Raw genomic sequence first — 16,536 nt, 5'->3', positions numbered from 1 at the left:
ATGCAGTGAGACTCAGCGCGCGAGCTCTTCCTTCAGGGCCTGGAGGAAGGCGTCCACGTCGTCCTCCGTGGTGTCGAAGGCGCACATCCAGCGCACGTCGCCGGCCGACTCGTCCCAGAAGTAGAAGCGGAACCGCTCCTGGAGCCGCCGGGTGACCTCGTGCGGCAGCCGGGCGAAGACCGCGTTGGCCTGCACCGGGTAGAGGATCTCCACCCCGTCGAGCTCGCGCACGCCGGCCGCGAGGCGCTGGGCCATCGCGTTGGCGTGGCGGGCGTTGCGCAGCCACAGGTCCTTCGCGAGGAGGGCCTCCAGCTGCACCGACACGAAGCGCATCTTCGACGCGAGCTGCATGGACAGCTTGCGCAGGTGCTTCATGTGGCTGACCGCGTCGGGGTTGAGGACGACGATCGCCTCGCCGAAGAGCATGCCGTTCTTCGTGCCGCCGTACGAGATGACGTCGACGCCCACGGCGTTGGTGAACGCGCGCATCGGTACGTCGAGCGAGGCGGCGGCGTTGGCTATCCGGGCCCCGTCGAGGTGCACCTTCATGCCCTTGGCATGGGAGTGCTCCACGATCGCGCGGATCTCCTCCACCGTGTAGACGGTGCCCAGCTCGGTGTTCTGGGTGATCGAGACGACCTGCGGCATCGCCCGGTGCTCGTCCTCCCAGCCCCAGGCCTGCCGGTCGATCAGCTCGGGGGTGAGCTTGCCGTCCGGGGTCGGCACGGTGAGCAGCTTGAGGCCGCCCATACGCTCCGGCGCTCCGCCCTCGTCCACGTTGATGTGCGCGGACTCGGCGCAGATGACGGCGCCCCAGCGGTCGGTGAGCGCCTGGAGGGCGGTCACGTTGGCCCCGGTCCCGTTGAAGACCGGGAAGGCCTCGGCGGCGGGGCCGAAGTGGCTGTGCATGATCCGCTGGAGGTGCTCGGTGTACTGGTCCTCGCCGTAGGCGACCTGGTGGCCGTCGTTGGCGAGGGCGAGGGCCGCGAGGACCTCGGGGTGGGCGCCGGCGTAGTTGTCGCTGGCGAATCCCCGGACCGACGGGTCGTGGTGACGACGTGCGTCGGTCCTGGGGCCGAGGGCCGCGGTCACGGCTTGGGGGTCAGCCACAGACGCTGTCCATTCACTTCCTGGGCGGGCTTGTCCCAGAGCCCGGCGACCTCGTCGGCCAGGTCCTTGACGTCGGTGAAGCCCGCGAACTTCGCGTTGGGGCGTTCGGCGCGCATGGCGTCGTGCACCAATGCCTTGATCACCAGGATCGCAGCCGCCGCCTGCGGGCCGTCGTCGCCCCCCAGCTTGCGGAACGAGTCGGCCATCGCGAGGGTCCAGGCCTCGGCGGCCGCCTTGCCGGCGTTGTACGCGGCGTTGTTGGCGAGCGGCTTGTGCGCGCCGACCTGGCTGATCAGGGCGTAGCGGCCGCGGCCGCCGGCCCGCAGCAGCGCGTCGTGGAAGGCGAGCGAGGTGTGCTGGACCGTGCGGATGAGGAGCTTCTCCAGGAAGTCCCAGTCCGCGAGGTCGGTCTCCGTGAAGGAGGAGCTGCCGCGCCAGCCGCCGACGAGGTGGACCAGGCCGTCGATCCGGCCGAACTCCTTCTCGGTCTTCGCGGCCCAGTCGCGCGTGGCGTCCAGGTCGAGCAGGTCGACGGTGTCACCGACGACCTTGGCGCCGCCGTGGGCGTAGCGGGCGGCGTCGACGGCCTCCGCGAGGCGCGCCGGGTCCGCGTCGGAGCCGACGACGGTCGCGCCCGCTTCGGCGAGGCGCAGCAGCGTCGCGCGGCCTGCCGGGCCGGCCGCACCGGCGACCGCGATGACGGCGCCGTCGAGCGGCCCGCCGTTTCCGTTGGCGGTCATGGGCGACGCCTCCTCCGTGTCGTCGGTACGAGCGCTCACGCGGCAGCCCGCTCGGCCTGCTCGGTCCGAGAGACGTCGGCGGCGGTGATCCCCTTGGTGTCGGCGATCACGCCCTTCAGCTTCTTGGCGAGGGCCTCAAAGAACATGCTGAGCGGAAACTCGTCCGGAAGCACGTCGTCGACGAGCTTGCGGGGCGGGAGGGAGAGGTCGAGGGCGTCGGGACCCTTGGCCCACTTCGAGCCCGGGTGCGGGGCGAGGTAGGTGGAGACGAGCTCGTACGCCTTGAACCAGTGGACGAGCTTGGGGCGGTCGATGCCGTCCCGGTAGAGCTTCTCGATGTCGGCGCAGAGCTGGTTGGTGACCTCGGGGGCCCGCTGCCAGTCGATCTTGAGGGTGTTGTCCGTCCAGCGCACCACGTCGTTCTTGTGGAGGTACGCGAAGAGGAGCTGGCCGCCGAGACCGTCGTAGTTGCGGTTGCGGTCGCCGGAGAGCGGGAAGCGGAACATCCGGTCGAAGAGGACCGCGTACTGCACGTCACGGCCGTGCGTGTTGCCCTCGGCCTCCAGCTTCACGGCCTCCTTGAAGGCGGTGAGGTCGCAGCGGAGCTCTTCCAGGCCGTACATCCAGAAGGGCTGGCGCTGCTTGATCATGAAGGGGTCGAAAGGCAGGTCGCCGTGGCTGTGGGTGCGGTCGTGGACCATGTCCCAGAGCACGAAGGCCTTCTCGCAGCGCTCCTGGTCGTCGATCATCGCGGCGATGTCGGCCGGCAGCTGGATGCCGAGGGTGTCGACGGCGGCCTCGGTGACCTTGCGGAAGCGGGCGGCCTCGCGGTCGCAGAAGATCCCGCCCCAGGTGAAGCGCTCGGGGGCCTCGCGGACGGCGATGGTCTCCGGGAAGAGGACGGCCGAGTTGGTGTCGTAACCGGCGGTGAAGTCCTCGAACGTGATGCCGCAGAACAGCGGGTTGTCGTAGCGGGTGCGCTCGAGCTCGGCGAGCCACTCCGGCCACACCATGCGGAGCACGACGGCCTCGAGGTTGCGGTCGGGGTTGCCGTTCTGCGTGTACATCGGGAACAGCACCAGGTGCTGGAGCCCGTCCACGCGGTCGGCGGCCGGCTGGAAGGCGAGCAGCGAGTCCAGGAAGTCCGGGACGGTGAAGCCGCTCTCGGCCCACTTGCGCAGGTCGGAGACGAGGGCGCGGTGGTAGGCGCCGTCGTGCGGGACGAGCGGGGAGAGCTGCTCGACCGCGGCGGTGACCCGGTCGAGGGTCAGCTCGGCCTGGGCCCTGGCGGGCGCGTCCTCGCGCTCGAAGTCGATGGAGCCGTCCGCGCTCTGCCAGGCGCGGATCTCCTCCACGGCATTCTTGAGCTCGGGCCAGGCGGGGTGGTCGATCACCCGGGCGGCGGTGGATATCCCCCCACCGGTCACGTCCTGCACAAGAATTTCCGTCATGCCTCTTCCTCCACAGGAGAACCTCGCGTTAAGACACCGTAACCGTGGACGGTTCTCAGCCACAAGAGGGGGCAAGAGAAATTATCCTGCGCGACCCCCCTGATCACAGAAGTTTTTCCTGTCAACCAGGGGGGAAGCCACCCTTCCGGCGTGCTCGTCAGCTCAGCGGCTTCACCAGGAGCTCGAACTCCAGGTCGTCGCGCTGGGGCAGACCGAAGCGCTCGTCGCCGTACGGGAAGGGGGTCATCCGCCCGGTGCGCCGGTATCCGCGGCGCTCGTACCAGGCGATGAGCTCCTCCCGTACCGAGATCACCGTCATGTGCATCTCGCGGACGCCCCACGACTCGCGGACGCGGCGCTCGGCCTCCGCGATGATCCGCTTGCCCAGACCCGCTCCCTGGAGTTCGGGGCGGACCGCGAACATCCCGAAGTAGGCGGCCTCTCCGCGGTGCTCCAGCTGGCAGCACGCGACGATCTCGCCGTCACGCTCGACGACCAGGAGCCGGCTGTCCGGCGTGGTGATCACGGCGGCGACGCCCTCGGGGTCGGTGCGCTGCCCCTGGAGGATGTCCGCCTCGGTGGTCCAGCCGCCCCGGCTGGCGTCGCCCCGGTAGGCCGACTCGACGAGCGGGACGAGGGCCGGGACGTCGTCCAGGACCGCCTCGCGGTAGCTGATCCGGCCGGTCTCCTGCGACGTGGCGGTGTCCATGTGAACGGGGCTCCCCTCGGGCGCTGACGATCGCCGTACGCGATCGTCCCGAGCCTAACGCCCGCGCCTTTCACTCCCCCTCGTACACCTGTGCGCGCCTGTGCGCCCGCGTGTGCCCGGCCGGACCCGGGCATCCTCCGCGGAGGGGACGGCGTCGAGGGGGAGGTGTGCCGTGCACGGACCGGCCCTGTCCGGGTGGTTGACGGTCGTGCTCTGCGCGGTGACGGGCGTGTACTGCCTGCTGCGGATGCGCGCGTGCGCGGGGGAGGAGCGGCGGGCCGCGGGTGGCGAGGCGGTGATGGGCTTGGGGATGGCGTCGATGGCGCTGCCCGCGGCGGTGCTCACGCCGCCGGAGTGGAGCTGGACGGTGTACGCGGCGGTGTTCGGCGGCGCGGCGCTGCACGCCCTCGCGGCGGTCCGGCACGGCGGGCACCATCTGCACCACTTCGTCGGCTCGCTCGCCATGGTCTACATGGCGGTGTCGATGGCGGCTCCCGGCGCGGGGGCGCACGCGGGGCACACGGCGGGCACGGCCGGCGGTACACCCGTCCTCACGGGCGGGCTGCTCCTCTACTACACGGCGTACGTGCTGCACGCGGGCACGAGACTCGTGCCCGTCGCGCTACCGGCGGCCACGGCGGGCGGGCCGGGGCCGGACCGGGCGGCCCGCCCGGAGCTGACGCTCGCCTGCCGGCTGTCGATGGCGCTCGCGATGCTGGCCATGCTGGTGACCCTGTGAGTGCCGCCCGGTGCCCAACCAAACCGTGGCGTACGTCACTTGCCGTCCCGCGGCATACCCCCGACCAGTACCGCGCTCATAGGCTGGCGCCATGTGGGTCTCCCTCGCGCTGTTCCTGCTCGGAGTTCTGACCGCCCTCGCAGCCCCCCGGCTGCTGTCCCGGGCGGACTGGGTCGAGCGAGAACCCGTGGTGGCCCTCTGGGTGTGGCAGTGCGTGATCGCCGCCGTGCTGCTGAGCTTCGCGCTCTCCATGACGTTCAGCGCGTCGACCGCCTGGCAGGCCGTACGCGGGCAGATCTTCGCGCCCGCGCCGCGCGCGGTGATCGACGCGTACGAACTGGGGACGACCGGTCCCTGGTCCGCGGTGCTCGCGGTGGCCCTGGCGGCCGGCGGGGTGTGGACCGGGGCGATGCTGGGCCGGGAGTTCAGTCAGGCCCGGTCGCGGCGCAGACAGCGCCGCTGCGATCTGCTCGTCCGCGCGCCCCTGCTCCCCGGCGAGCAGCCGGGCAGCGAGCGCCTCGTGGTCCTGGAGGGCGAGCGGGCGAACGCCTGGTGGCTGTCGGGGAGCACACCCCAGCTGGTCATCACCACGGCGGCGCTGCGGCGGTTGAAGGGGCGCCAGCTGGACGCCGTCCTCGCGCACGAGCAGGGGCACGCGCGCGCCCGGCACGACTGGCTGCTGCACTCCTCGGCGGCGCTGGCGGCCGGGTTCCCGGGGATCCCGGTCTTCACGGCCTTCCGCGAGGAGATGCACCGGCTGGTGGAGCTGGCCGCCGACGACGTGGCCTCGCGCCGGTTCGGGCGGCTGACGATCGCGCTCGCGCTGGTCGAACTGAACGAGGACCGGGGTGTGTTCGGGCCCGGCCAGGCCCCGTACGGGGATCTGCCGCGCCGGGTGAACCGGCTGCTGACCGCGGCACCCCGGCTCACCGCGGGCCGCCGGCTCCGGCTCACCGCGGCCGCTTCCCTGGTGCCGGTGGTCCCGGTGCTCGTGGCCTTCGTCCCGGCGCTCAGCGCGCTGGGACAGGGGTGACGGCAGGCTCGCCGGTCGGGTCGCGCGCGACGGCGCGCGCGGGAGGCGGGAAGGATCGCCCGGCGCCGATCGTCGGGCAGGATCGACACATGCGCTCCTCCGCCGTGATCTCCGGGGCCCTGGCCGTTCTCCTGCTCGTCCTCGTCGCCGTGGGGTGGACGCCCCTGCTCTCCTTCGACCGGTCGGTGACCGAGACACTCCACCGTGACGCGGTGGCCGAGCCGGGGCTCACCCAGGTGCACCGCTTCCTCAGCGACTGGGTGTGGGACCCGTGGACGATGCGTGCGCTGGCCGCCGCGACGGTGGTGCTGCTGTGGTGGGGCCGGGAGCGGCGGCTGGCCGTGTGGGTGGCCGCGACGAGTCTGCTGGCCGTGGGGCTCCAGCAGGGCCTCAAGACGCTGGTGGGACGGGACCGGCCGCAGTGGACCGACCCGGTCGACTCGGCGCGGTTCGCCGCCTTCCCGTCCGGGCACGCGATGACGGCCATGGTCACCTGCGGGCTGCTGCTCTGGGTCCTCGCGCTGCGCTGGCGCGGTGAGTGGCGCGGCTGGGGCGCCCTCACGGGCGTGGCGGTCGTCTCGGTGCTCGGGGTCGGATGGACGCGGGTCTATCTCGGCGTGCACTGGCCCTCGGACGTGCTCGGGGGCTGGCTGCTCGGCTGGTGCTGTGTGGCCGCCGCGGTCCTGACGTACCGCTGGAACGAGCGTCGTGCGCCCCGGGCCGGACCCGGGGAGAGCGACGGCGAGGGGAGCAGAATGGGAGGAACGGAATGAAGCCGCCTGTTCTGGACGATCCCCCGTGTCGCCCAGAACAGACGGCGTACCCGGCGGTCTGTCACGAGGGCAGCCCGACGGGATGCGCCGAGTATATTGGCCGGCAGCCAGTCAACGCAGGAGTCAAGCATGTCCCCGCGTAGCCCATCGGTCAATGAAGAGCTCCGCCGCAGGTCCAGGGAGCGCATCTTGCAAGCCACGGTGGAGCTCGTCGACACCCGGGGCTACGAGGCGACGACACTCGGCGACATCGCGGAGCGGGCCGGTTCGGCGCGGGGTCTCGTCTCGTACTACTTCCCGGGCAAGCGGCAGCTCCTCCAGTCGGCGGTGCACCGGCTGATGCACCTCACGCTGGAGGAGGCGCTGGAGCGCGAGCCGCGCACGGAGGACGGCCGCGAGCGCATGGCCCGCGCGATCGACGCGATCCTGGGGCTCGCCGCGGACCGGCCGACCCTGATGCGGACCCATATGGCGGGCATCCTGCAGGCCGAGGGCTTCGTGCAGTGCCCGGAGCAGCAGCGCCTCGCGTTCCTGCTGCGGGACACCGTGACGCGGTACGGCTCCGAGGACGTGGACACGGACTATCCGATGCTGCGCGCCCTGCTGATGGGCGCGGTGGTCGCGGTGCTGCTGCCGGGGGCGCAGATGCCGCTGGCGCGGCTGCGGTCGGAGCTGTTCCACCGCTACGGCCTGGACTGGGAGGCGGGCGCGCCGCCGGACGGGGGTCCGCCCGACGGCGCGCCGGTGGTCAGGACGTCAGCCGGCCGACGTGAGCCGACGGCCGGCGGTCACGACTCCGGTCAGTCGTCGAAGTCGAAGTAGTCCGGCTGGGTCTGGACGTTGAGCTCGTCCATCCGGATCCGCTTCGCGGGGTCGGTACGGCGGTCGGAGAGCTTCAGGACGTCGAAGCCCTTGGCGATGTCGTTCGAGTAGATGTAGCCGTTGTAGTAGTACGCGGACCACGAACCGCCGGTGGAGATGGTGGTGGCGGACAGCGGGCCGCGCTCGAAGTAGGCGATCTCCTTGGGCTTGCTGGAGTCGGTGAAGTCCCAGACGGAGATGCCGCCCTGGTACCAGGCCTGGACCATGATGTCCTTGCCCTTGACCGGGATCAGCGAACCGTTGTGGGCGACGCAGTTCTCGGTGTCGGCCTGGTGGCGCGGGATCTTGAAGTAGCTGCGGAAGACGAGCTTGCTCTTCTTGCCCTTGCCGACGATGTCGTAGATGCCGTCGGCACCGCGGTTCGGACCGACCGCGGCGTTGCAGGTGGCCGCGCCGCCGCCGCCGAGCTCGTCGGTGAAGACGACCTTGTCGGCCTTCTGGTTGAAGGTCGCGGAGTGCCAGAACGCGAAGTTGACGTTGTCCTGGACACGGTCGATCACCCGCGGGTGCTCGGGGTCCTCGATGTCGAAGAGGATGCCGTCACCCATGCAGGCGCCGGCCGCGAGGTCCTTCTCCGGGAGCACGGTGATGTCGTGGCAGCCCGTGGTCTTGGAGACACCCGGGTTGGTCGGGCCACCGGGGTTGCCGCCGCCGTCCGGGCCCTCGCCCGGGAAGAGGACGGGGAAGCCGACGAGCGCGGCCTTCTCGGGCGCCTTGCGGGGCACCTTGATGACCGAGATGCCGTCGTGCGGGGGCTGGCAGTCCGGGAACGCGGCGTTGGGCGAGTACGACGAGACGTAGATGTAGACGTCCCGCTTCTTGGGAACCAGCGTGTTGGTGTGCGAGCCGCACGCGGTCTCGACGGCGGCGACGTACTTCGGGTTCCGGACGTCGCTGATGTCGAAGATCTTCATGCCCTCCCAGGATTCCTTGACCGAGGCGGGCTGCGTCGTGCTGGCGCAGGAGTTGTCGCTCCGGGAGGAGTCCGTCGACAGGAACAGCAGGTTCCCGGAGACGGAGATGTCGTTCTGGGAGCCCGGGCAGAGGACCTGGGCGACGGTCTTCGGGGACTTCGGGTTGCTGATGTCGAAGATCCGGAAGCCGTCGTAGTTGCCGGCGAAGGCGTACTTGCCCTGGAAGGCGAGGTCCGAGTTGGTGCCCGGGAGGGCGTCCTTGGGGATGTTGGCGAGGTGCTCGATGTTCGAGCTGTGGACGATCTCGTCCACGCCGGGTATCTCACCGCTCTGTATCGCGGCACGCGCCTCGGCCGCCTGCTCCGTGGAGACCTTGCCCTGAGCGGGCGCGTCCCCGGGGTCGGGGGTCGCGGTGGCGGGGCCCGCCATGAGCATGGTGGCCAGCAGTCCGGCCGCGGCGGATGCCACGCCGAGGCGTCTGAGCCTGGCACGCGGGTCGCGCGTGATGGACGTGGTACGCGGGGTACGCAACGAAGTCACTCCGTCCTCCCTGGTATCCGTTCAGCGTTGAACGGGTGTTGGACCCCGGCAGTATCTTCCTTGCCGTGCACATCTCAACAGATGGCAACACAGACGTAATGAAGGTTTTTGATCGGTAGCCCCGAGAAAAGTGCTAGGAACGGTCACTGTCCCCGCAAGAACATCTGGAGGTCGCGTTGTTGATCCGCCGCCAGCGTGCCGTCGTCGCCGTGGCCCTGTCCGCCGTCGCCGTACTCGCCCTGACCGCCTGCGAGTCGGGGCCCGACAAGGGCACACCGGAGGCCAGGAGTTCGACCGGGACCGTGGTCGCGCCGGGCAAGCCCGGCGAACCGGCCCGGCGGATATCCCCCGAGGAAGCCGCGAAGCTGCTGCCGGACCAGAGCCCGAACAGCGCCGACTTCGCCTACGCGCAGATGATGATCGTGCACCACCGGCAGGCCCTCACCATGACCGCGCTGGCCCCGCAGCGGGCTGCCTCGGCCCAGGTGAAGGGGGTCGCCGAACGGATCGCGGCGGCGCAGAAGCCGGAGATCGGCGCGATGGAAGGTTGGCTGAAAAACAACGGTGGCGCGCGCGAACAGGCGGGCCACGACCATCACTCGATGCCGGGCATGGCGAGCGAGGCGCAGCTGAAGGAGCTCAGGAACGCGAAGGGCAGGGCCTTCGACGAACTGTTCCTGAAGCTGATGATCACGCACCACGAGGGGGCGGTGACGATGGCCGCCGAGGTGCTCAGCGAGGGCAACAACGTCCTCGTGGAGGAGATGGCGAACGACGTGATCGCCCAGCAGTCGGCGGAGATCGGGAGGATGCGGGGTCTGTGAGCGGGCGCTACGGGCCCGCCCCTCTCACCCTCACCCGCACCGGCGTCCAGGCTGTCGCGTCCTCGCGCGCGGCCCGGGCGCCGGCCGCGTCAGCGGTCCGCCCGGGCGCCGGCCGCGTCCTCGCGCGTGGCCTGGGCGTCGGCCGCCGCCAGGACCGTGACGAGCAGACCGGGGAAGAGGGCTTCGAGGTCGTCCTCGCGCAGGGCGTTGAGCTTGGCCGTACCGCGGTACGTCTGCCGGATGACTCCGCCCTCGCGCAGCACCCGGAAGTGGTGCGTCGTCGTGGACTTGGTCACCGGGAGGTCGAAGTACGAGCAGCTCAGCTCGGCGCGCTCACGCGCCATGTCCCGCACGATGCGCAGCCGCACCGGGTCCGCGAGAGCGTGCAGCACCGCCTCCAGTCGGATCTGGTCGCGCGTGGGGTGTTCGAGGGCGCGGGGGCTGGTGGCGGTCGTCATGGCGGCGGCTCCACTTCATCCGGGATACGGGCCATTGTACGAGAACTCTCGTAGTTTGACAGGTGCCGTACTACGATGGTTACCGTACTAGCGTCCTTCGAGGCATCCCGAAACGGAGTCCGTCATGAGCGTCGCCCTGTTCGAGCCCTACACACTGCGGTCGCTGACCGTCCCCAACCGGGTCTGGATGGCGCCCATGTGCCAGTACTCGGCGGAGATGACCGGACCGAACGCGGGTGTCGCCACGGACTGGCACTTCGCCCACTACGCCTCCCGGGCCACCGGTGGCACCGGGCTGATCCTGGTCGAGGCGACCGCCGTCGCCCCCGAGGGCCGGATCAGCCCGGCGGACCTCGGCCTCTGGAACGACACCCAGACCGAGGCCCTCCGCCGCATCGCCGGCTTCCTCAAGGACCACGGCACCGTCCCCGGCATCCAGATCGGGCACGCAGGACGCAAGGCCTCGACCAAGCGCCCCTGGGAGGGCCGCGGGCCCGTCCCCGAGGGCGGTCCCGGCTGGCAGCCCGTCGCGCCCAGCCCCGTCGAGTTCGCCGAGGGCCACCCGGTGCCGACCGAGCTGACCGTCGACGGGATCCGGGAGATCACCGGGCAGTTCGCGGACGCGGCCCGCCGCGCGCTCGACGCCGGCTTCCAGGTCGTCGAGGTGCACGGCGCCCACGGCTATCTGATCGGGGAGTTCCTCTCCCCGCACAGCAACCACCGCACCGACGCGTACGGCGGTTCCTTCGAGAACCGGACCCGGCTCGCCCTTGAGGTCGTCGACGCCGTGCGGTCCGTGTGGCCCGAGGAGCTGCCCGTCTTCTTCCGCGTCTCCGCCACCGACTGGCTGGAGGAGGAGGGCTGGACGGTCGACGAGACCGTGCGGTTCGCCGCGCTCCTCCGCGAGCACGGCGTCGACCTCCTCGACGTCTCCAGCGGCGGCAACGGCGGACCGGCCGAGATCCCGGTCGGCCCCGGCTACCAGGTGCCCTTCGCGGCCCGCGTCAAGGCCGAGACCGGGCTGCCGGTGGCCGCCGTCGGTCTGATCACCGAGAGCGACCAGGCCGAGAAGATCGTCGCCAACGGCGAGGCCGACGCGGTCCTCCTCGGCCGCGAGCTGCTCCGCGACGCCTCCTGGGCCCGCCGCGCCGCCCGCGACCTGGGCGCGTCGACGCACGCGGCGCCGCCGCAGTACGCCTGGGCGATCTGAGGACCGCGAGGTGACCGCCGGCCCCTGAACCACGGGCGTTCGGCGTGGCACGGGGGTCTCCGGGAGTGTCCGGGAGCCGTTGTCAGTGGCCGGGTGCAGACTGGCCCGTATCCGCGACAACGGCGTCCTGGAGGTTGGCAGCCATGCCCGACGTTCTCCTCACCGTAGGCACCCGCAAGGGGCTCTTCATCGGCCGCAGGCACGACGGCCGATGGGAGTTCGACGATCCGGCCTTCCCCGCGCAGGCGGTCTACTCGGTCGCCATCGACACCCGCGGGCCGACCCCGCGGCTGCTCGTGGGCGGGGACAGCGCCCACTGGGGGCCGTCCGTCTTCCACTCCGACGACCTCGGCAGGACCTGGACCGAACCGGCGCGGCCGGCCGTCAAGTTCCCCGAGGACACCGGCGCCTCCCTGGAGCGCGTCTGGCAGCTGCACCCGGCACCCGAGCACTCCCCCGGCGTCGTGTACGCGGGGACGGAGCCGGCCGCGCTCTTCCGGTCCGGGGACGGCGGGGAGTCCTTCGAGCTCGTGCGCCCGCTGTGGGAGCACCCGACCCGCGCCCAGTGGGTTCCGGGCGGCGGCGGCGAGGCCGTGCACACCGTGGTGACCGACCGGCGCGACCCGGCGGCCGTCACCGTCGCCGTGTCCACCGCCGGCGTGTTCCGCTCGCAGGACGGCGGGGCGGCCTGGGAGCCCTCCAACAAGGGCGTGTCGGCGGTGTTCCTGCCGGATCCGCACCCGGTCTTCGGACAGTGCGTCCACAAGATCGCCCAGGACGCGGGCGATCTCGACCGGCTCTACCTCCAGAACCACTGGGGCGTCTTCCGCAGCGACGACGCGGGCGCCAGCTGGACGGACATCGGCTCCGGCCTGCCGTCCGACTTCGGCTTCGCGGTCGCCGCGCACCCGCACCGCCCGGACACCGCCTATGTCTTCCCCATCACCGCGGACTCCGACCGGGTCCCGGCCGGCCGCCGGTGCCGGGTCTACCGTACGACCGACGCCGGAGCCACCTGGGAGCCGCTGAGCCGGGGCCTGCCCGAGGGCGACCACTACGGCACGGTGCTCCGGGACGCGCTGTGCACGGACGACGCGGACCCGGCGGGCGTGTACTTCGGCAACCGCAACGGCGAGGTGTACGGGAGCGCCGACGACGGCGACAGCTGGCAACTCCTCGCCGAACACCTGCCGGACGTGCTGTGCGTGCGCGCGGCCGCGATCTGAGCCGGGCGGTTGCGAGCCGTTGCGGTTCCGAGCCGGGGCGGTTGCGGGCCGTTACGGTTCCGAGCCGGGCCGGTGGCGAGCCGTTACGGTTCCGAGCCGGGCCGGGCGCGGCGCGTCCGAGCCGGAGTGCTCCCGCGGCCTCCTCCGCACGAAGGAGGCCGACGGTGGATCAGGGCAGGCGCCAGTCCACCGGCTGGGCGCCCTGCTCCAGGAGGAGTTCGTTCGCGCGGCTGAAGGGACGGGAGCCGAAGAAGCCGCGGTCCGCCGACATCGGGGACGGGTGCGCGGACTCGATCGCCGGCAGATCACCCAGGAGCGGGCGGGCGTTGCGCGCGTCGCGGCCCCACAGGATCGACACCAGGGGCTTGCCCCGGGCGGCGAGCGCGCGGATCGCCTGCTCGGTCACCTCCTCCCAGCCCTTGCCGCGGTGGGCGGCCGGCTTGCGCGGGGCGGTGGTCAGCGCCCTGTTGAGGAGGAGGACGCCCTGCCGGGTCCAGGGGGTCAGGTCGCCGTTCGACGGCCGGGGCATCCCGAGGTCGGTGTGCAGCTCCCGGAAGATGTTCTCCAGGCTGCCCGGCAGCTGACGGACCTCGGGCGCGACCGCGAAGCTGAGCCCGATCGCCATTCCCGGTGTCGGATAGGGGTCCTGACCCACGATCAGGACCCGCACGTCGTCGAAGGGCTGCTGGAAGGCCCGCAGTACGTGCTGTCCGGCCGGCAGGTAGGTCCGGCCCGCGGCGATCTCCGCCCGCAGGAAGTCACCCATCTCCGCCACGCGGCCTGCCACGGGGCGCAGAGCCTCCGCCCAGCCGGGCTCCACCAGTTCCTTCAAAGGTCGCGCTGTCACGGTCCGTCACTCTACCGGCCTACCCTGACACCCCGGTGCGGGCGCCGTCCTTGGTCACCACCTAGACTCCGCCCACTCCCCCGGCCCACTCGTTGCGAGGACGGTGCACCGTGACCTCTGTCGTCTCCGTGGCTCCCGTGAACGACCCTTCCGGCGCGCTGGTCGTCGGTGTCGACTCCGGGGGGTCGGGACTCCGGGTCGCGCTGGCCGAGGCGGCGGGCGGCGCCGTGCTCGGCACCCGCACGTCGCGCGAACCGGTGCGGACCGGCCCCGGCGGCATCTCCGCCGGGCACTTCCTCGACCAGGTCCTGCCGGCCGTCCGGTCCCTGACGGAGCCTCATGGCACGCGGCCTGTCGTCGCCCTGGCCGTGGGCGCCGCCGGGATGGCGACCCTCGGGGACGAACTGCGGGCCGAGCTGCCGGGCGCCTTCGCCGAGGCCTGGGGCGTACGGCGGCTCGCGCTGGCGGCCGACGCCGTCACCGCGTACGCCGGTGCGCTCGGGCAGCGGCCGGGGGCCGTCGTCGCCGGCGGTACGGGGATGATCGCGCTCGGCACGGATCTGACGTCCTGGCGGCGGGCCGACGGCTGGGGCCACCTCCTCGGCGACTGCGGCAGCGGCGCCTGGATCGGCCGGGCCGGCCTGGAGGCGGCGATGCGCGCGCACGACGGGCGGCGCGGCGGTTCGGCGGCGCTCCTGGCCCGGGCGGAGAAGCTCTTCGGGCCGGCGGCCGGCCTGCCGGGCGCGCTCTACCCCCGTACCGACCGGCCCGCGGTGCTCGCCTCCTTCGCCCCCGAGGTGGCACTGTGCGCCGCCGAGGACCCGGTGGCGGCGGACATCCTGGCGCGGGCGGCCCGGCACATCGCCGAGGCCGCCGAGGCGGCGTGCCCGGACGGGCCGGGGGCGTCGGTGGCGCTGACGGGCGGCCTGTTCAAGATGGGCGACCCCCTGGTCGTACCGCTGCGCGCGGCGCTCGGGGAGCTCGTACCCCAAGCGAGGACGGTGGACCCCGCGGGGGATCCGCTGTCCGGGGCCGTCGCGCTCGCGGCGGCGCTCGCCACCGGCACGCTGCGGCTGCCCGAGGACCCCGCACTGCTGCGCCTGTTCGGCGAGGACGCTCCGCGGGCCACCTCATCGGCCCAGGTGGGAGGCGGTGCATAGACCCGCGAGGAGAGCGGGGACCGCATTCCGGACGCGCCACCGGGGGGACATAGAGGGGCAGAAGGCGCATGATCGTACCTCAGCCGACGCCGCCCCGGGCGAAACCAGTAGCATGCGGCGCCATGAGCTCCCCCAATGGGCCTGCTTCCGGCCTGCCTGTACGAATGCCTCGACCCCGTCAGTCCGGGCGGCACCGTCGCCCCGAACCCGCGGCGGCGCCCGAGGGCGCTCCCGCACTGGTTCTCGCTGTGCCCGGCGTGCCGTCCGCCGCCATACGCTCGCTGGCCGAAGAGGTCGTGAGCATCGCCCGTTCCGAGCTGCCCGGCCTCGACGCCCTGATCGGCTTCGTCGAGGGCGACGACAGCGAGTACCCCTCGCTCGCGACCGTGCTCGCGGCCGCCGCCACGCTGCGCGCCGAGCGGTACGAGCTGGCCGTGGCCGCCGGCCGCGAGGTCAGCGCCCCCACCGGTCCCGCCTCGGTCGTCGTGCCGCTGCTCGCCGGTCCGGACAGCGCCCAGACGCGCCAGGTCCGCCAGGCCGTCATGGACGCCGGCAACACCGCCGAGCTCACCGATGTCCTCGGCCCGCACCCGCTGCTCGCCGAGGCGCTGCACGTGCGTCTCTCCGAGGCGGGCCTGGCCCGCGCCGACCGCGCCCGGCTGTTCACGGTCGCGACGGCCGCCGACGGCATCATCCTCGCCACGGTCGGCGGCGAGGAGGCGGTGCAGGCCGCGGGGATCACCGGCATGCTGCTGGCCGCGCGCCTCGCCGTGCCCGTGATCGCCGCCGCGCTCGACCAGGAGGGTTCGATCGCCTCCGTCGCCGAGCAGCTGCGCGGTTCCGGTTCGGAGCAGCTCGCGCTCGCCCCGTACCTGATCGGCCCGGAGCTGGCCGACGGTCTGCTCGACGAGGCCTCGAAGGAGGCCGGCTGCGCCGCCGCCGAGCCGCTGGGGGCCTACCCGGCGATCGGCAAGCTCGTGCTCTCGCAGTACACGGCCGCGCTCGGCATCCCGCCGCAGCAGCCGCAGGGCGTGCCCTCGCTCTGAGGCCACGCCACCCCGCCCGTACGTCGAAGGGCCCGCACCGGATGTCCGGTGCGGGCCCTTCGACGTCTCGACGTGCGGTCTCGCGGAGCGGGCAGGCTACGGCCGCGCCCTCAGCCGAAGACGACGCAGGAGGCGGCGGGGGCCGCGATGGAGCCCGCGCGCGCGGGAATCCCGGTCTCGGGGTCGATGTCGAACCAGGTGACGTCGCCGGAGCGCTCGTTGGCGGCGTACAGGTGACGGCCGGACGGGGCGCGGGTCAGGTCGCGGGGCCAGGTGCCGCCGCAGGGCACGGTGGCGACCAGGGTGGCCTTGGCCCCGTCGGGGTCGAGGGCGAGCACGGCGAGGGTGTCGTCGCCGCGCACGGCGGCCCAGAGGAAACGCCCGTCGGGGGCGACGACGACCTCGGAGGGGTAGCTGGGGCCGGGGGCGCCCTCGGGGACGACGGGGGTCTCGCCGAGCGGTTCGAGGACACCGGCGCCGGCGTCCCAGCGGCAGACGGTGAGGGTGGGTTCCAGCTCGTTCAGGACGTAGGCGTGCGTGCCGGCCGGGTGGAAGGCGAGATGGCGCGGTCCGGTGCCGGGGCGCAGCGCGGTCTCGCCGTGGAGCGTGAGTGCCCCGGTGCCGGGGTCCAGGGCGCAGATCCGTACGGAGTCGGTGCCGAGGTCCACGCTGACGATCCAGCGGCCGCTGGGGTCGGGCAGCACCTGGTGGGCGTGCGGGCCGGCCTGCCGCGCGGTGACGGGTCCGCTGCCCTCGTGCCGGAGGACGGTCGTGGCGGGGCGGGCGGTGCCGTCCTCGGCCAGGGGCAGGGCGGTGACGCTGCCGGAGGTGTAGTTGGCGGTGAGCAGGTGCCCGGCGGCGAGGGCGAGGTGGG

At 72.5% G+C, this 16,536-nt stretch carries 17 protein-coding genes; 9 read left to right on the top strand and 8 right to left on the bottom strand.

What is annotated here, in order from left to right; genetic code table 11:
• Nucleotides 1-12: 12 nt before the first annotated feature.
• From AOK00_RS07210 to AOK00_RS07195, 4 genes are all read right to left on the bottom strand, one after another.
• Nucleotides 13-1,092, bottom strand: a complete 1,080-nt coding sequence (locus AOK00_RS07210; protein WP_055599472.1) for a threonine aldolase family protein — start codon at nt 1,090-1,092, stop codon at nt 13-15.
• A complete protein-coding gene (locus AOK00_RS07205; protein ID WP_055599471.1) occupies nt 1,089-1,850 on the bottom strand; it encodes an SDR family oxidoreductase in 762 nt (253 codons plus the stop codon). Before AOK00_RS07205 ends, AOK00_RS07210 begins: the two co-directional genes overlap by 4 nt.
• Before the next feature lie 35 nt (nt 1,851-1,885).
• A complete protein-coding gene (locus AOK00_RS07200; protein WP_055599470.1) occupies nt 1,886-3,301 on the bottom strand; it encodes a DUF6421 family protein in 1,416 nt (471 codons plus the stop codon).
• A 157-nt stretch (nt 3,302-3,458) separates the two neighbouring features.
• Nucleotides 3,459-4,010 (bottom strand): GNAT family N-acetyltransferase, encoded by a 552-nt coding sequence (locus AOK00_RS07195; protein WP_055599469.1) that lies wholly within the window; start codon nt 4,008-4,010, stop codon nt 3,459-3,461.
• Nucleotides 4,011-4,182: 172 nt separating this feature from the next.
• Here AOK00_RS07195 and AOK00_RS07190 point away from each other — a divergent pair, with 172 nt between their 5' ends.
• The 4 genes from AOK00_RS07190 to AOK00_RS07175 all read left to right on the top strand — a co-directional run bounded on the left by AOK00_RS07190 (nt 4,183) and on the right by AOK00_RS07175 (nt 7,377).
• The gene (locus tag AOK00_RS07190; protein ID WP_055599468.1) at nt 4,183-4,749 is read left to right on the top strand and encodes a DUF5134 domain-containing protein; all 567 of its coding nucleotides are present in this window, start codon (nt 4,183-4,185) and stop codon (nt 4,747-4,749) included.
• 91 nt (nt 4,750-4,840) lie between these two features.
• A complete protein-coding gene (locus AOK00_RS07185; RefSeq protein ID WP_055599467.1) occupies nt 4,841-5,782 on the top strand; it encodes a M56 family metallopeptidase in 942 nt (313 codons plus the stop codon).
• Nucleotides 5,783-5,871: 89 nt separating this feature from the next.
• The gene (locus AOK00_RS07180) at nt 5,872-6,555 is read left to right on the top strand and encodes a phosphatase PAP2 family protein (RefSeq protein ID WP_055599466.1); all 684 of its coding nucleotides are present in this window, start codon (nt 5,872-5,874) and stop codon (nt 6,553-6,555) included.
• Between the two features lie 129 nt (nt 6,556-6,684).
• On the top strand, nt 6,685-7,377 hold the full coding sequence (locus AOK00_RS07175; RefSeq protein WP_055599465.1) for a TetR/AcrR family transcriptional regulator: 693 nt from the start codon (nt 6,685-6,687) through the stop codon (nt 7,375-7,377).
• On the opposite strand, the gene AOK00_RS07170 is transcribed toward AOK00_RS07175, so the two are convergent.
• Complete coding sequence (locus tag AOK00_RS07170; protein ID WP_173861517.1) at nt 7,356-8,786, bottom strand: LVIVD repeat-containing protein; 1,431 nt, start codon at nt 8,784-8,786, stop codon at nt 7,356-7,358. The two genes, AOK00_RS07175 and AOK00_RS07170, sit on opposite strands and share 22 nt — an antisense overlap.
• A gap of 281 nt (nt 8,787-9,067) precedes the next feature.
• On the opposite strand from AOK00_RS07170, the gene AOK00_RS07165 reads away from it, so the two are divergent.
• Nucleotides 9,068-9,715, top strand: coding sequence for a DUF305 domain-containing protein (locus AOK00_RS07165; protein WP_055599463.1), 648 nt, complete (start codon nt 9,068-9,070; stop codon nt 9,713-9,715).
• Nucleotides 9,716-9,804: 89 nt separating this feature from the next.
• Here the strand turns inward: AOK00_RS07165 and AOK00_RS07160 are convergent, their stop codons facing one another.
• Nucleotides 9,805-10,173, bottom strand: a complete 369-nt coding sequence (locus tag AOK00_RS07160; RefSeq protein ID WP_055599462.1) for an ArsR/SmtB family transcription factor — start codon at nt 10,171-10,173, stop codon at nt 9,805-9,807.
• 124 nt (nt 10,174-10,297) lie between these two features.
• Here AOK00_RS07160 and AOK00_RS07155 point away from each other — a divergent pair, with 124 nt between their 5' ends.
• On the top strand, nt 10,298-11,383 hold the full coding sequence (locus AOK00_RS07155) for an NADH:flavin oxidoreductase/NADH oxidase (protein ID WP_055599461.1): 1,086 nt from the start codon (nt 10,298-10,300) through the stop codon (nt 11,381-11,383).
• 143 nt (nt 11,384-11,526) lie between these two features.
• Nucleotides 11,527-12,609 (top strand): WD40/YVTN/BNR-like repeat-containing protein, encoded by a 1,083-nt coding sequence (locus AOK00_RS07150; protein ID WP_055599460.1) that lies wholly within the window; start codon nt 11,527-11,529, stop codon nt 12,607-12,609.
• Between the two features lie 169 nt (nt 12,610-12,778).
• Here the strand turns inward: AOK00_RS07150 and AOK00_RS07145 are convergent, their stop codons facing one another.
• Nucleotides 12,779-13,456 carry a uracil-DNA glycosylase gene (locus AOK00_RS07145; RefSeq protein WP_055599459.1) on the bottom strand — a complete coding sequence of 226 codons (678 nt, stop codon included), beginning with the start codon at nt 13,454-13,456 and terminating at the stop codon, nt 12,779-12,781.
• A gap of 128 nt (nt 13,457-13,584) precedes the next feature.
• Between AOK00_RS07145 and AOK00_RS07140 the strand changes: the two genes are divergently transcribed.
• Complete coding sequence (locus AOK00_RS07140; protein WP_079041876.1) at nt 13,585-14,616, top strand: BadF/BadG/BcrA/BcrD ATPase family protein; 1,032 nt, start codon at nt 13,585-13,587, stop codon at nt 14,614-14,616.
• 122 nt (nt 14,617-14,738) lie between these two features.
• Nucleotides 14,739-15,662, top strand: coding sequence for a sirohydrochlorin chelatase (locus AOK00_RS07135; RefSeq protein ID WP_055599458.1), 924 nt, complete (start codon nt 14,739-14,741; stop codon nt 15,660-15,662).
• 110 nt (nt 15,663-15,772) lie between these two features.
• On the opposite strand, the gene AOK00_RS07130 is transcribed toward AOK00_RS07135, so the two are convergent.
• On the bottom strand, nt 15,773-16,536 hold a 764-nt coding region (locus AOK00_RS07130; RefSeq protein WP_055599457.1), incomplete at its 5' end, for a lactonase family protein.

It is taken from the genome of Streptomyces aureus, from assembly GCF_001418135.1.
GTDB lineage: Bacteria > Actinomycetota > Actinomycetes > Streptomycetales > Streptomycetaceae > Streptomyces > Streptomyces aureus_A.
Note: the sequence above shows the minus strand (reverse complement) of the source record. Positions and strands in the feature narration are given on the sequence as shown.